Here is a 14,740-nt window from a genome sequence, read left to right as displayed (position 1 = left end):
AACCCCTCAATCGCCCCCAGACACTTCGCAATCGCAGGAGAGCAGTCCCATGGCTGAAGTTCTCGTCTACGTCGACCACGTGGACGGCGCCGTCCGCAAGCCCACCCTTGAGCTGCTGACGCTGGCCCGCCGCATCGGCGAGCCCGTCGCCGTCGCCCTCGGTGCCGGCGCCGCCGACACCGCCCCCGTGCTCGCCGAGCACGGCGCGGTCAAGGTCCTCACCGCCGACGCCCCCGAGTTCGCCGACTACCTCGTCGTACCGAAGGTGGACGCGCTCCAGGCCGCGTACGACGCCGTCTCCCCGGCCGCCGTGCTCGTCCCGTCCTCCGCCGAGGGCAAGGAGATCGCCGCGCGCCTCGCGGTCCGTATCGGCTCGGGAATCATCACCGACGCCATCGACCTGGAGGCGGGTGACGAGGGTCCGGTCGCGACGCAGTCCGCGTTCGCCGCGTCCTTCACCACCAAGTCCCGTGTCTCCAAGGGCACCCCGGTCATCACCGTGAAGCCGAACTCGGCCCCGGTCGAGGCCGCTCCGGCCGCCGGCGCCGTCGAGGCGCTCGCCGTCACCTTCGGCGCCCTGGCCACCGGCACCAAGGTCACCGCGCGCACCCCGCGCGAGTCGACCGGCCGCCCCGAGCTGACCGAGGCCGCGATCGTGGTCTCCGGCGGCCGCGGCGTCAACGGTGCCGAGAACTTCCACATCATCGAGGAGCTCGCGGACTCCCTCGGTGCCGCCGTCGGTGCCTCGCGCGCCGCGGTCGACGCCGGCTGGTACCCGCACTCCAACCAGGTCGGCCAGACCGGCAAGTCGGTCTCCCCGCAGCTGTACATCGCCTCCGGCATCTCGGGCGCGATCCAGCACCGGGCCGGCATGCAGACCTCGAAGACCATCGTGGCCATCAACAAGGACGCCGAGGCCCCGATCTTCGACCTCGTCGACTACGGCGTGGTCGGCGACCTCTTCGCGGTCGTTCCGCAGCTGACCGGCGAGATCAAGGCGCGCAAGGGCTAATCGCCTGACCTGCGCAGATGCTGAGGCCCGGGGCCGCGTGGTGACACTCACCACGCGGCCCCGAGCCGTTTCCTGCAACCATTGACTAGTCAATGACCCGTGACTAAATTCTGCTATGCGGATCTAAGCTTCCGTGAAGCGGAAAAGAGGAGAGTGCACGATGGGTCAGCAGGAGAAGGTGGCGACGAGCCTCGCAGGCGCGGTCAGCGAGGGCATCAGCGCCTCCCTCGCCCCGGTGGACGCGGAACTCGCGCGCCACTACCCGGGCGACCCCGGCACCCGCCAGCCCATCCACACGGTCTACGTGCCCGGTGACGTCTTCGCCGCCGACACCATCCGCTCCTGGGGCGACCAGGCCCTCGCGGCCCTCGACGAGCACGCCCCGGACGCCGCCACCTTCGCCAAGGTACTGGGCATCTCCGACGAACTGGCCGTACCGGTCTACGACCGCGTCCGCGCCAAGCTCGCCTCCGAGCCGATCGAGGACCTCCGCGTCGACTTCGAGGACGGCTTCGGCGTCCGCTCCGACGAGGAGGAGGACCAGGCCGCGGCCCGCGCCGCCCGCCTCGTCTCCGAAGCCTTCTCCAACGGCACGAACGCCCCGTACATGGGCATCCGCATGAAGTGCATGGAGTCCAACGTCCGCGACCGCGGCATCCGCACCACCGACATCTTCCTCTCCGGCCTGCTGGAGCACGGCGGCCTGCCCGAGGGCCTCGTCCTGACCCTGCCGAAGGTCACCTACGCCGAGCAGGTCAGCGCCTTCGTCAAGCTGCTGGAGGCCTTCGAGACCGCCCGCGGCCTGCGCCCGGGCCGGATCGGCTTCGAGATCCAGATCGAGACCAGCCAGTCCATCGTCGCCTCCGACGGCACCGCCACCGTGGCCCGCATGATCGAGGCCTCCAAGGGCCGCGCCACCGGCCTGCACTACGGCACCTTCGACTACAGCGCCTGCGTCGGCGTCTCCGCCGCGTACCAGTCGAGCGACCACCCCGCCGCCGACCACGCGAAGGCGATCATGCAGGTCGCGGCCGCCGGCACCGGCGTACGCGTCTCCGACGGCTCGACGAACGTCCTGCCGATCGGCACCACCGAGCACGTCCACGAGGCCTGGAAGCTCCACTACGGCCTCACCCGCCGCGCCCTGGCCCGCGCGTACTACCAGGGCTGGGACATGCACCCGGCGCACCTGCCGACCCGCTACGCGGCCGTCTTCACCTTCTACCGCGAGGGCCTCGAAGCGGCGGCCGCGCGCCTGAAGGCGTACGTCGCGAAGATCGAGGGCGACGTCATGGACGAGCCCGCCACCGCCAAGGCGCTCGCCGGCTACCTGGTTCGCGGCCTCGACTGCGGCGCGGTCGGCGCCGACGAGGTCACCGCCCTGACCGGCCTGACCCGCGCGGAGCTGGACGCCTTCGCGATCCCGCGCCGCTCGGCGACGCTTACGGCCACCGCCTGAGGCTGACGTACGGCGTGGGGCCCGGCCGGGGAGTTCCCCGGCCGGGCCCTCGGCGTTCACAGGGGTCCGACGATCCAGCGGCACAGGGTTCCGTCGGTGCCCGCGGTGGCCAGCAGACTCCCGTCGGGGGAGAAGGCCACGCCGTGGACGGGCCCGTCGTGGCTGGTCAGCGGGCTGCCGACGAGCCCGCCGGTGGCCCGGTCCCACAGCAGTACCGTCCCGGCGTCGTCGGCCGAGGCCAGCAGTGCTCCGTCCGGTGAGAAGGCGAGGTCGTTGACCGCCGAGGCGTTGCCGGTGTGCAGCGCGCCGACCGGGGCTCCGGTGGCCGGGTTCCGCAGCCGCACGACCCCGTCGGCCCCGCCCACGGCGAGCAGGTCGCCCGTCGTCGAGAAGGCCACGGCCCGGACGGAACCGGTGCTCACGGTGAACTCGCGGACCAGACGATGGCTGGGAACCGCCCACAGCGCGACCTTCCCGTCCATCCCGGAGGCGGCCAGCAAGCCGCCGGGGGAGAAGGCCAGCCCGACGACCTCGCCCGAATGGTCCCGCAGGGCGAAACGGGTGCGCTCGCCGGTGACCGGGTGCCACAGCCGTACGGTGGTGTCCGCACCGGCGGTTGCCAGCAGCCGGCCGTCGGGCGAGAACGCGAGGTTGTGAACGGCGCCGTCGTGGTCCGTCGGGATCTCCCTCAGGGGCCTGCCGGTGAGCGGATCGCGCAAGCACACCGACCGCTTGGCGGACGCCGTGGCCAGCACCGTGCCGTCGGGCGAGAAGGCCATGGCCCGGGAGCCCGCGGACGCGTCGTCGAGCTGGGCGGCGAGGATCCGCCCGGTGACCGGGTCCCGCAGAACCAGTGCACCCCGCGAGGTGGCGCCCGCGAGGATCCGCCCGTCCGGAGAGAAGGCCAACCGCACCAGACCGTCCTCGGTCGACACGGCCGGAAGCTGAACCCCGTACTGTGCGCGCAGTGCGGCGGCGAGGGCACGCTCCGCGAGCGGGACCGTACGGGCGGGGCCGCTGCGTTCGTACAGCCGCACCGTGCGGTCGTCGGACGCGGTGGCGAGCAGCCGGCCGTCCGGTGAGAAGGCGAGCCCGTTCACCGCGTGGGAGTGGAGGCTGAGCGGCGGGCCCACGCGCCGACCCGTGCCGGTGTCCCAGAGCCGTACGCGCGAGTCCTCGCACGTGCTGGCGAGCAGTCCGCCGTCGGGCGAGAAGGCCATCGCGTGGACCGCTCCCCTGTGACCCTTGAGGGTCAGCTCGCCCCCGGGGCCGGGCCGGGAACCGAGTAGCCCCGCACTACCGTCGGTGCGGCCGAAGGCGAGCATCCGGCCGTCGGGGGAGAGGGCCAGCACGTCAGGGGTGTCCACCAGTGGAGGCTTGGGCTCGCCGGGGCGGTGGCGCTCTCGGAACATGTCCCACACCCGCCCGCCGCTGCCCGCGCCGAGCAGGCGTCCGTCGTCCGTGAACGCCACGGTCCGGATCCCGTGGCCGGCGTGATCGGGCAGGGGCGGCCCGGCTTGGCGGCCGGACCTCAGGTCCCAGAGCCGCACGAGTCCGTCGAAGTCGAGCGTGGCCAGGAGGTGCCTGTCCGCGTCGTACGTCATCGCGCGGATCTGAGCGGCGCCCCCGGACAGGGACGGGCCGCCCGGGGTCAGGTCCGAGACGACCAACTGACGTACCACCGACCGGTCCTTGTCGTCGACCGCCAGCAGCACACCGCCCCGCGTGAACGCGAGCGGGAAGGTACAGGCGATCCATCGGGGAAGGGGCACACCCGTGCCGGTGTGCCACAGCTGCACGATCCCGTCGTCGTCGGCGGATGCCAGCAGCCGGCCGTCGGGCGAGAAGGCCACGGACCACACCGCGCCGCCGGTGCGGCCGATGAGCCGATGGAGCGGGGCGAACGGCGCGTCGGCGGCCGTCGCCGACCGGCCTCCGGCGCCCTGTTCTGCGGTGTGCGGGGGCGGTGTCGGCTCCGGCTCCGGTTCGTGTGCGGCCGCGGGCACGGGCACAGGTACGGGCTCGGGCGCCGGAATCCGGGCGCGCCCCGCCCCCGTCGGCTGGAGTGCGGCCAGCTCACGCCAACGCCGTCGCCAGGGGTCCAGTTCCGGGGCCGCGTGCGGGGGGACAGCGCTCTCCTGGCCGTACTCGTCGTACGAGTACAGGATCCGGACCAGCGCCATCAGCGTGTCGAAGCCGAGCAGTCGCCTGCCCCGGAACGCGTCGCTCTGCGTCGCGACCGGGAGCCGGATGCCGGTGTCGGTCCGCGCCGCCCGGAGCGCGAGGTCGCGGTACGAGCGGTTGCCGCGCTCGATCCGCAGGCGGCGCAACTCCGCCGCGAAGGCGGCGAGTCCCTCGTCGAAGGCGGTGTGTGCATCCATCGCCCACCAGGCTAGGGCGGACCCGGCGCGGTCGTCCCGGACTTGCGCGAACACGGTGGAACGCCGTGGAACAGTGCTGAACACCCGTTCCGTTCGGTGTAGTTCGGCAGTGATCGGCTTCGTCCCCGGTTCGTTCCGCCAGTGCGGCCCGAGGGTGTCCCGCCTGGTCGGATCGGGCCATGACGAACCCTGAACCGACGAACCCTGAACCGACGAACCCCGAACCGGCGAACCCGGCACCCTTCCTGACCCTGCACACCGCCTTCGTGCTCGTGACCGCCGTCCTCATCGGCTGCGCGGTGGGCGTGCTGAGCCGCCTCGGCGGTACGCATCCCGCCCTGGCCGTGCTCGCCGGGCTCGGCGCGGCGGGCGGGGCCGTGCCCGTACTGCGGAGCCTTATCCGCTGACCGGGGGGAGTTCGCCCGAGCCGCGCCGGATCAGGCGCGTCGGCAGCTCGATGCGCGACGGGGGCAGGTCGGCTCCCGCGAGGCGCTGGAACAGGCGGTCCGTGGCCACCCGGCCCAGGGCCGCCGCGTCCTGGGCGACCACCGTGACGCCGGGACGCAGCAGATCGGCGAGCTCGAAGTCGTCGAAGCCCACCAGCGCCACCGGACGGGGCCCGGCCGCCAGGATCCGCACCACCGTCACCGTCACCCGGTTGTTGCCCGCGAAGACGGCGGTGACGGGCTCCGGGCCCGACAGCATCGACCGGGCGGCCGCAGAGACGCGCTCGGGCGTCGTCGAGCCCAGCGACACCCAGGATTCGGCCACCGGCAGGTTCGCCGCCGCCATGGCCGTGCGGTAGCCCCGCAGGCGCTCGGTCGCCGTGTGGATGCGGGGGTGGTCGCCGATGAACCCGATCCGGCGGTGGCCGCCCGCGATCAGGTGGGCGACCCCGTCCCGGGCGCCGCCGAAGCTGTCCGACAGCACCACGTCCGCATCGATCCGGCCCGCAGGGCGGTCCACGAACACCGTGGCCACGCCCGCCCGGATCTCCGGCTCCAGGTAGCGGTGGTCGTCCCCGGCCGGGATCACGATCAGGCCGTCCACCCGGCGGGCGCAGAGCGCGAGCGCCAACTCCCGCTCACGGTCCGGATCCTCGGCACTGGAACCGTTGATGAGCAGCGCCCCGTGCGCGCGGGCCACCTCCTCCACGGCCCGGTTGAGCGGCCCGTAGAAGGGATCGGCGAGGTCCTCCAGCACCAGGCCGACCGTGGCCGTGCGGCCCTTGCGGAGCACGCGCGCGCTGTCGTTGCGGCGGAAGCCCAGCGCCTCGATGGCCTCCTGGACCCGCCTCTCGGTGTCGGGGGTGACGCCCGGTTCGCCGTTGACCACGCGGGACACCGTCTTCAGGCCGACACCCGCCCTGGCCGCCACGTCCTTCATGGTCGGCCGGTTGCCGTAGCGGGGCTCGGACGGGCGGCGGGTCTGCGGCACGGTACGGAAACCTCCGGAGGCGATGTGTGGCGATGTGTGACGCGTGGCTGGTCAAAGCTCTGACCACGAGGATAAGCACTCGGCCGATAAGCGGGTTTCCGTGGCAGGGTGGTGCGGGCAAGCCACTGGGGGCTCTGGACGGGCCATGGGGAGAGGGGTAGACGTGATTGTCTGGATCAACGGCACCTTCAGCGCCGGAAAGACCAGCACGGCCCGCGAACTCGCCGGGCTCCTGCCGGACAGCACACTGTTCGACCCGGAGTTCATCGGCGACGCGCTCCGCGTGCTCCTGCCGCGCAAGCGCCTCGCGGAGGTCTCCGACTACCAGGACCTGCCCAGCTGGCGGCGGCTCGTCGTGGACACGGCGGCGGCGATGCTCGCGGAGCTCGGCGGGGTGCTGGTGGTGCCGATGACGCTGCTCAGGCAGGAGTACCGGGACGAGATCTTCGGCGGGCTGGCGGCGCGCCGGATACCTGTACGGCACGTGCTGCTCGCACCGGGGGAAACGATCCTGCGGCATCGCATCGCGACCCGCGAGGAGCCCGGGGCCGCCCATGACGTGGAACTGCGGGTGCGGCAATGGGCGTACGACCACATCCCCGTCTACCAGCAGGCGCTGGGCTGGCTCACGGCCGACGCGCACGTCATCGACAACGGCACGCTGAGCGTGCGGGAGACCGCGCAGCGCATCGCCGAAGCCCTGCGCACCGACACGGCCCGCGCCTGCGACATCGTCCAGACCCCGCATCCGACGGCGGAGACGGTGGCGGCCGGGGTGCTGCTCTTCGACGCCGAGGACCGGGTGCTGCTGGTGGATCCGACGTACAAGGCGGGCTGGGAGTTCCCGGGCGGCATCGTCGAGCCCGGCGAGGCGCCCGCACGCGCCGGGGTGCGCGAGGTCGAGGAGGAGCTGGGCCTCTCGCTCGTACGGCCCCCCGAGCTGCTGGTGGTGGACTGGGAGCCGCCGCTGCCCCCGGGGTACGGCGGACTGCGGCTCCTCTTCGACGGCGGCCGGCTCTCGGAGGCGGACACGGCGGAACTGCGGCTGCCCGGACCCGAGCTGAGGGCCTGGCGGTTCGTGACGGAGGCGGAGGCCGCCGGGCTGCTCCCGCGACAGCGGTACGAGCGGCTGCGCTGGGCACTGCGCGCGCGGGAGCGGGGCCGGCCGCTGTACCTGGAGGCGGGCCGCCCGACGCCGTAGCGGCCCTACGGGCGGGGCGTCGCCGCGGCCGCCGCGAAGAGCGCGGCGGCGGTGTCCGCCACCAAGGGGTCGCCGTGTCCGAAGCACGCCACCGCCGGGCACAGGTCCGCCAGCCGGCGGAAGGACCTGAGGGCCTCGGCCCGGTCCACGTTGAAGACCCCCAGCATCACCGGGCCGACGGCGGCGACGCAGTCACCGGTGAACAGCACGCCGTGCGAGGGCAGATGGACCCCGATGCTGCCCGGCGTGTGGCCCGGGGCGTGGACCGCCACGGCGCCGTCACCGAAACCGAGCGCCTCGCCGTCCTCCAACTCCCGGTCCACCGCCGTCGGCGGGGCTTCCGGCGCCGTCAAACCGTGTGTGTACAGCGGGAGTTCCCAGTCCAGCAGGTCCGGTTCCGGAACCGGGGCCTCGCCCCGGATCACGGGGGCGTCCAGCCGGTGCGCCAGCACCTGCGCACCCCAGCGGGCGGCGAGTTCACCCGCCGCGCCGACGTGGTCGCGGTGGCAGTGGGTCAGCACGATCCGCTCCAGCCGCTCCGGCCGGAGCCCGAGGGAGCGGATCGCCCCCTCGATCGCGGGCGCGCCGCCGGCGTGCCCGGCGTCGATCAGCGTCAGGGCGTCACCGTCGCGCCACAGGTACGCCTGACCGATGGGGAAGCGGAGCATGTGCAGCCGCCCGGGGAGTATCTCGACAAGATCCATACCCCGAACGTACGGGCGGCGCCCCCGCTCCCGGCCGACGGATCGCCGGGAGCGGAATACGCCGACAGCGCAGACCTCAGGCGCGCTTGGACTCCGCGTAGTTGACCAGGAACAGCGCCTCCGCGACCGACAGCCGCTCCAGCTCCTCCGGCGAGACGCTCTCGTTCACGGCGTGGATCTGGGCCTCCGGCTCGCTCAGACCGATCAGCAGCATCTCCGCCTCCGGGTACAGCGAGGTCAGCGTGTTGCACAGCGGGATCGACCCGCCCATGCCGCTGATCTGCATCTCCTGACCGGGGTACGCCGCCTGCAGCGCCTGCGCCATCGACGCGTACGCCGGGCTGCTCGTGTCCGCCTGGAACGGCTGGCCCTGGCCCACGACCTCCAGCTCCAGACGCGCCTTCCACGGGGTGTTCGCCACCAGGTGCGCCTCCAGCAGCTTGATGGCCTCCGTGGTGTCCACGCCCGGCGGAACGCGCAGGCTGATCAGCGCGCCCGCGCTCGCGTGCACCGACGGCGTCGCCCCGACCACCGGCGGGCAGTCGATGCCCAGCACCGTGACCGCCGGACGCGCCCACAGCCGGTCCGCGATCGTGCCCTCGCCGATCAGCTCGACCCCGTCCAGCACCTTCGCGTCGGCGCGGAAGTCCGCCTCCGGGTACTGCAGGCCCTCCCACACCGCGTCCGAGGCCAGACCGTCGACCGTGGTCGAACCGTCCGCCGCGCGCAGCGAGTCCAGCAGCCGGATCAACGCCGCCAGCGCGTCGGGCGCGGCCCCGCCGAACATGCCCGAGTGCAGGTTGCCGCCCAGCGTGTCGATCTTCACCTTGATCAGGGTCATGCCGCGCAGGGTGGCCGTCACCGTCGGCAGGCCGAGGCGGAAGTTGCCCGCGTCGCCGATCACGATGGTGTCGGCGACGAGCAGTTCGGGGTGCGCCTCGGCGTACTGCTGGAGGCCGCCGGTGCCCTGCTCCTCCGAGCCCTCGACGATCACCTTCACGCTCACCGGCACACCGCCGTTGGCCTTCAGGGCGCGCAGCGCGAGCAGGTGCATGATGAACCCGCCCTTGCAGTCCGCCGAGCCGCGCCCGTACCAGCGGCCGTCGCGCTCGGTCAGCTCGAAGGCCGGGGAGATCCAGGCGGCGTCGTCCAGCGGCGGCTGCACGTCGTAGTGTGCGTACAGCAGCACGGTCGGCGCGCCCTCGGGACCGGGCAGGAACCCGTACACCGACTGGGTGCCGTCGGGGGTGTCGAGCAGCGCCACGTCCTGGAAGCCCTCGGTGCGCAGGGCGTCGGCCACCCAGTTCGCCGCGGCCTCGCTCTCGCTCTTGGGGAACTGCGCCCAGTCCGCCACCGACTGGAAGGCCACCAGTTCGGTCAGCTCCTGCTTGGCGCGGGGCATCAGCGAGGCGATGGTCTCGGCGATCGGGTTGGGCGACATGGGCACGCTCCTCTTGGGTGCGACGTTGTTCCGTGTGTACGCCGCCGCATCCGCGGGGTGTGCGCATGGCGGTACGGCGAAAGTCAGCATCGATCCTCGCACAGAGGGGCGAGGTGGTCTCTCACCGTAGGATTTCCCCGGCATCGGGCAACAGGATGATCAGGAGCAGCAGCACATCGTGAGCAGCGAAAGCAGTGACGGCGTACCCGGCACGGCAGGGGAGACGCCCGGGGAGAGCGGCGGGGCCGGCGAGGTGTGGGACGTGGTCGTGGTCGGTGCGGGACCGGCCGGATCCTCGGCCGCGCACGCCGCGGCGGCGGCGGGGCGGCGCGTCCTGCTGCTGGAGAAGGCCGAGCTGCCCCGGTACAAGACCTGTGGCGGCGGCATCATCGGACCTTCCCGGGACGCCCTCCCGCCGGGCTTCGTCCTGCCGCTCAAGGACCGGATCCATGCGGTCACCTTCTCCCTGGACGGGAAGCTGACCCGGACCCGGCGCTCGAAGCAGACGCTGTTCGGGCTCATCAACCGGCCCGAGTTCGACGCGGCCCTGGTCGCGGAGGCCGAGAAGGCCGGCGCGACCGTGCGCACGGGGACGGCGGTGTCGCGGGTCGAGCAGCACGGCGCGGCCGTGCCGGACCGGCGTACCGTCGCCGTGGTCCTCGCGGACGGCGAGACCGTCCTGGCGCGGGCCGTGGTCGGCGCGGACGGCAGCGCGAGCCGGATCGGTGCGCACGTCGGGGTCGAGATGGACACCGTGGACCTCGGCCTGGAGGCGGAGATCCCCGTACCGGAGACGGTCGCCGCGGACTGGAAGGGCCGGGTGCTCATCGACTGGGGCCCGCTGCCCGGAAGTTACGGCTGGGTCTTCCCCAAGGGCGACACGCTCACCGTCGGGGTCATCTCGGCGAAGGGCGAAGGCGCCGCGACCAAGCGGTACCTGGAGGACTTCATCGCCCGGCTGGGGCTGGCCGGTTTCGAACCTGCCGTCTCCTCGGGGCACCTGACCCGCTGCCGCAAGCCCGATTCGCCGCTCTCGCGCGGCCGGGTGCTGGTGGCGGGCGACGCGGCGGGGCTGCTGGAGCCGTGGACGCGGGAGGGCATCTCCTTCGCGCTGCGCTCGGGGCGGCTCGCGGGGGAGTGGGCGGCGAAGATCTCCGAGGCGCAGGACGCGGTGGACGCGCGGCGCCAGGCGCTCAACTACGCCTTCGCCGTCAAGGCCGGGCTGGGCGTGGAGATGGGTGTCGGCAAGCGGATGCTGACGGTCTTCGAGGCCAAGCCGGGGTTCCTGCACGCCGCGATCACCGGCTTCCGGCCGGCCTGGCGGGCCTTTGCCCGGATCACCCGCGGCTCGATGACGCTGGCCGACATGGTGCGTGCGTACCCGCTGGCGCGCAAGGCCCTGCACCTGGTCGACGCCCGCCAGTCGCGATCCCGCCCGCGCGCCTGACCCGCGACCCCCGCGCGGGGCCCAACCCGGCCCCGCCGGCGGCGCAGCCGGGGGTCCGGACCCGGCCCGGCGCCCGTCCCCCGACTGCGCGGCCGGGGGTCGTCCGCCAACGGCGCGGCCAGGATCCGGTCGGTGAGTCCGGCCCCGACCCGGCCCGGCCGTCGAAGAGTCGGCCCCGACCCAGCCCCACCCGCCTGGGTGCGGCCGGGGGCCCGCCGGGGAGTCGGCCCCCGAACCCGGCACCCGGACCGGCCCGCCGGGGGCGCGGTTGGGACGCAGCCGGTAGTACGCCGGGGGGCCCGAGACCCGGATCGGCCCGTCTGGGTCCGGCGGGGGGCCCGCTGGGGAGTCGGGCTCCGGTCCCGGAACTCGGATCGGCCCGTCGGGGGTGAACAACAGTCGTATTTTTCATCAGTAGTTATCTGCCTTCATCAGCTCTTATCCTGATGGCGTGAAGCTTTCCGAGTAGGCGGCGCGCAACGGTGTGCACTACCAGACCGCATGGGCCTGGGCGAAGGAGGGCCGTATGCCGGTCCCTGTCGTGCAGACGCCGTCCGGTATGTGGCTGGTTGAAGAGTCCGCTCCCGAGATCGGCGGGCGGACGGTGGTGTATTGCCGTGTTTCGTCCGGTGACCAGAAGGCGGATCTTGACCGGCAGGTCTCCCGTGTCGTCCGGGGGGCCAACGGGCTGGGGCTCGCCGTTGCCGAGGTTGTGACCGAGGTCGGGTCGGGACTGAACGGGAAGCGGCGGAAGCTGCACCGTGTCCTGTCGGACCCTGCCGTTGCCGTCATCGTCGTGGAGCATCGCGACCGGCTGGCCCGTTTCGGTGTCGAGCATCTGGAATCGGCATTGTCGGCTTCCGGCCGACGCCTGGTGGTGCTCGATCCGCAGGAGACGACCAGCGACCTGGTCCGGGACATCACCGAAGTCCTCACCTCGATGTGTGCCCGGCTGTATGGGCCGCGAGCGGCGAAGAACCGGGCCGCACGCGCTATCGCCGGGGCCACCGCCCCGGCGGCGGAGACGGCCGGGTGAGCGGGGCGGAGCCTGCCGGGAGCGGGAAGAACGAAGCGCCGGGGGTTCGAGGCGCGGCCCGGCTTTCACGTCGTGGGCCACAGACTCGCCCTCGACCCCAACGCGTCCGCCCTGCAGGCTCTGGCCTCGCATTGCGGGGCGGCGCGCGTCGCCTACAACTGGGCGGTGCGGCATGTGCTGGCGAGTTGGTCGCAGCGCGCAGCGGAGGAGACCTACGGCGTCCCCGAGGCAGAGCGCGTTCCGTGGCGGTCGTGGTCGTTGCCGTCGTTGCGGAAGGCGTTCAACGAGGCCAAACACACGGACCCGTTCCTGCGGGAGTGGTGGGCGGAGAACTCGAAGGAGGCTTACAACACCGGCCTCGCGAACGCTGCCGCCGCGTTCGACAACTACGCCAAGTCCAGGCGCGGCGAGCGTAAGGGCGCCCGGATGGGCAGGCCCCGTTTCAAGTCGAAGCGGAAGGCTCGCCTGGCGTGCAAGTTCACCACCGGCACTATCCGCCTCGATGACCGGCGGCATATCGTCCTGCCCCGCCTCGGCCGGATCCGCCTCCACGAGGACGTCCAGCCCCTCGTGGACGCGATCGCCGAAAGCGGGACGCGGATTCTGTCGTTGACGGTGCGGTTCGAGCGGGGCCGCTGGTTCGCGGTCCTGCAGACCGAGGAACGTCAAACCATCGCCCCTGCCAACCGGCCTGGCACGGCGGTTGGGATCGACCTCGGCGTGAAGACTCTCCTCGTCATGGCGGACTCGGCCGGCGAGGTCCGCGAGGTCGCGAACCCCAAGCACTACGGCCAGGCACTCACGCAGCTCCGGAAGGCCTCCCGGACCGTCTCCCGCCGACGCGGCCCGGACCGGCGCACCGGACAGGCCCCGTCCCGTCGCTGGGAGAAGGCCAACGCGGTCCGTAACCGCGTGCACCACCGGGTGGCGAACCTGCGGGAGAACCATCTCCACCAGGCCACCGCGCGTATCCCTGCCGAGTACGGCACCGTCGTGGTCGAGGACCTCAACGTGAAAGGCATGGTCCGCAACCGGCGTCTGTCCCGCCGTATCTCCGACGCGGCGTTCGGGGAGCTGCGGCGCCAGCTCACCTACAAGACCCAGCGCCACGGTGGACGTCTGATCGTCGCCGACCGCTGGATGCCCTCCTCGAAGACCTGCTCCCGCTGCGGTGTGGTGAAAGCCAAGCTGCCCCTCGGCGTGCGTGTCTTCGAGTGCGACGCCTGCGGACTCGTCCTGGACCGGGACGCGAACGCAGGCCACAACCTGACCGCCCTCGCGGCGGCCAGCCGTAAAACGGGTACCGGAGTGGCCGGAGACCCGGGCCCCGCCCTGGTAGTGGTGCCGAAGCCTCGTGGAGCCAAGCAGAAGACCCGCACCGCCCGAACCCGCAAGGGGACGGGCACGCGGGCAGCTGGCGCAACACCCCACCAGGGGACGGAAACGAGAGATCGTCGACAGGACACCAGGCGCGAGCAACTCGCGCTCTGGTGACACCGTCACGAACCTTCCGGACGGAAACGCCCGGAATACTGAGAGTCGCTGAGACTCGAAGCAACGGTGTGGTTGGGCCGTAGGCGGTAGTGCGCTGGGGGTGGGCCCTAAGACTTGGATCGGCCTGTCTGGGTGCGGCCGGGGGGCCCGCTGGGGAGTCGGGCTCCGGACCCGGCACCCGGACCGGCCCGTCGGCGGTTGGGTCGTAGGCGGTAGTCCGCCGGGGGCCCGAGACCCGGACCGGCCCGTCGGGAACCATCGGGGAGTCGGGGCCCCGGTCGGCACGCCCCGGCGAACTCCCGAGCGGAATCCCGGCCTGACGCCCGGCCGAACTTGCGGCGGGACGCCAAGTGTCCCTCGGGCTGGGGGCCGGGACTTCGGTCGCGAGTTCGACCGTGATCGCGAGGCAGGCCGGGAGCGTGCTGGGGAGTCGGCGCGGGCTCCAGGCCGGAAGGCCGGTCAGACTGCGGGCCAGGCGTCCGGCCGGGGAGCCCAGTCGGGAGGCAGGCCGTGAGTGCGGTCGCCAGGCAGGCCGGGAGCCGGTCGGGGGGTTGGGGTGGGCTCCGGGTCGGGAGTCCGGGTGGGGTGTGGGGCGGGGGGTCGGGTGCCTGGCGGGGTGGGTGTTGGGGGCGGGTCATGCGGTGACGGTGATGCGGAAGACCGGGTGGTCCTTGGAGGTGGCCTGGAGTTCGGCGTCGGAGGACTTGGCGGTGACGCCCTGGAAGAACCGGTTGACCTCCCAGCCCCACTTCTCCAGGTAGCCGCGCAGGATGACGGCCTTCTCCGCGGGGTCGGTGACCTCCGTGACGGTGAAGGCGCGCACCTTGCGGCCCACGCGCAGTTCGCCGCCGCCCGCGACGCGCATGTTGCGGACCCACTGGGAGTGGCCGCGGGCGGACACCAGGTACTGGTCCCCGCCCTGGGTGAACGGGTTGACCGGGATCCGCTGCATCTGGCCGGACTTGCGGCCGCGGACCGACAGCTCGGCCGAGCCGGCCAGGCTGAGTCCGAGGCGGGCCAGCTTTCCGAAGAGCGAGTTGAAGCGGGTGGCGAAGGGGCTGGCCTGGACGTAGTACGGGGTGGGCGCGTTCATGATGGCCTCCGAAGCGGTTGGGAGAGCACTGCTCT

Annotated in this window: 12 protein-coding genes; 7 read left to right on the top strand and 5 right to left on the bottom strand. The window is 72.7% G+C overall.

Annotated features, from left to right (window positions below; translation table 11 throughout):
* Positions 1-49: 49 nt before the first annotated feature.
* Both AB0M99_RS01645 and AB0M99_RS01640 read left to right on the top strand, forming a co-directional pair.
* Positions 50-1,012 (top strand): electron transfer flavoprotein subunit alpha/FixB family protein, encoded by a 963-nt coding sequence (locus AB0M99_RS01645; RefSeq protein WP_365916373.1) that lies wholly within the window; start codon positions 50-52, stop codon positions 1,010-1,012.
* A gap of 160 nt (positions 1,013-1,172) precedes the next feature.
* Positions 1,173-2,471 carry an aldolase gene (locus tag AB0M99_RS01640; RefSeq protein WP_365916371.1) on the top strand — a complete coding sequence of 433 codons (1,299 nt, stop codon included), beginning with the start codon at positions 1,173-1,175 and terminating at the stop codon, positions 2,469-2,471.
* Between the two features lie 56 nt (positions 2,472-2,527).
* On the opposite strand, the gene AB0M99_RS01635 is transcribed toward AB0M99_RS01640, so the two are convergent.
* Positions 2,528-4,852 carry a WD40 repeat domain-containing protein gene (locus AB0M99_RS01635; protein WP_365916369.1) on the bottom strand — a complete coding sequence of 775 codons (2,325 nt, stop codon included), beginning with the start codon at positions 4,850-4,852 and terminating at the stop codon, positions 2,528-2,530.
* Between the two features lie 179 nt (positions 4,853-5,031).
* Between AB0M99_RS01635 and AB0M99_RS01630 the strand changes: the two genes are divergently transcribed.
* Positions 5,032-5,259, top strand: a complete 228-nt coding sequence (locus AB0M99_RS01630) for a hypothetical protein (RefSeq protein WP_365916367.1) — start codon at positions 5,032-5,034, stop codon at positions 5,257-5,259.
* On the opposite strand, the gene AB0M99_RS01625 is transcribed toward AB0M99_RS01630, so the two are convergent.
* Positions 5,249-6,238: a LacI family DNA-binding transcriptional regulator gene (locus tag AB0M99_RS01625; RefSeq protein WP_365916528.1), complete on the bottom strand. Its 990-nt coding sequence runs from the start codon at positions 6,236-6,238 to the stop codon at positions 5,249-5,251. The genes AB0M99_RS01630 and AB0M99_RS01625 overlap by 11 nt on opposite strands.
* Before the next feature lie 214 nt (positions 6,239-6,452).
* Between AB0M99_RS01625 and AB0M99_RS01620 the strand changes: the two genes are divergently transcribed.
* Positions 6,453-7,490, top strand: coding sequence for an NUDIX domain-containing protein (locus tag AB0M99_RS01620; RefSeq protein ID WP_365916365.1), 1,038 nt, complete (start codon positions 6,453-6,455; stop codon positions 7,488-7,490).
* A gap of 5 nt (positions 7,491-7,495) precedes the next feature.
* Here the strand turns inward: AB0M99_RS01620 and AB0M99_RS01615 are convergent, their stop codons facing one another.
* Positions 7,496-8,194 carry an MBL fold metallo-hydrolase gene (locus AB0M99_RS01615; protein ID WP_365916363.1) on the bottom strand — a complete coding sequence of 233 codons (699 nt, stop codon included), beginning with the start codon at positions 8,192-8,194 and terminating at the stop codon, positions 7,496-7,498.
* A gap of 76 nt (positions 8,195-8,270) precedes the next feature.
* The gene (locus AB0M99_RS01610) at positions 8,271-9,635 is read right to left on the bottom strand and encodes a dipeptidase (RefSeq protein WP_365916361.1); all 1,365 of its coding nucleotides are present in this window, start codon (positions 9,633-9,635) and stop codon (positions 8,271-8,273) included.
* Between the two features lie 142 nt (positions 9,636-9,777).
* On the opposite strand from AB0M99_RS01610, the gene AB0M99_RS01605 reads away from it, so the two are divergent.
* From AB0M99_RS01605 to tnpB, 3 genes are all read left to right on the top strand, one after another.
* Entirely contained in the window at positions 9,778-11,082 is a 1,305-nt protein-coding gene (locus tag AB0M99_RS01605) for a geranylgeranyl reductase family protein (RefSeq protein WP_365916526.1), read from the top strand.
* A 484-nt stretch (positions 11,083-11,566) separates the two neighbouring features.
* Complete coding sequence (locus tag AB0M99_RS01600) at positions 11,567-12,118, top strand: IS607 family transposase (protein WP_365916359.1); 552 nt, start codon at positions 11,567-11,569, stop codon at positions 12,116-12,118.
* A 72-nt stretch (positions 12,119-12,190) separates the two neighbouring features.
* The gene (gene tnpB, locus AB0M99_RS01595; protein WP_365916357.1) at positions 12,191-13,612 is read left to right on the top strand and encodes an IS607 family element RNA-guided endonuclease TnpB; all 1,422 of its coding nucleotides are present in this window, start codon (positions 12,191-12,193) and stop codon (positions 13,610-13,612) included.
* Positions 13,613-14,246: 634 nt separating this feature from the next.
* On the opposite strand, the gene AB0M99_RS01590 is transcribed toward tnpB, so the two are convergent.
* Positions 14,247-14,705, bottom strand: a complete 459-nt coding sequence (locus tag AB0M99_RS01590; RefSeq protein WP_365916355.1) for a nitroreductase family deazaflavin-dependent oxidoreductase — start codon at positions 14,703-14,705, stop codon at positions 14,247-14,249.
* Positions 14,706-14,740 lie beyond the last annotated feature (35 nt).

The sequence above is a fragment of the Streptomyces sp. NPDC051183 genome, from assembly GCF_040682455.1.
GTDB lineage: Bacteria > Actinomycetota > Actinomycetes > Streptomycetales > Streptomycetaceae > Streptomyces.
The sequence above is the reverse complement of the archived record's forward strand: the minus strand, read 5'-3'. Positions and strand labels throughout refer to the sequence as shown.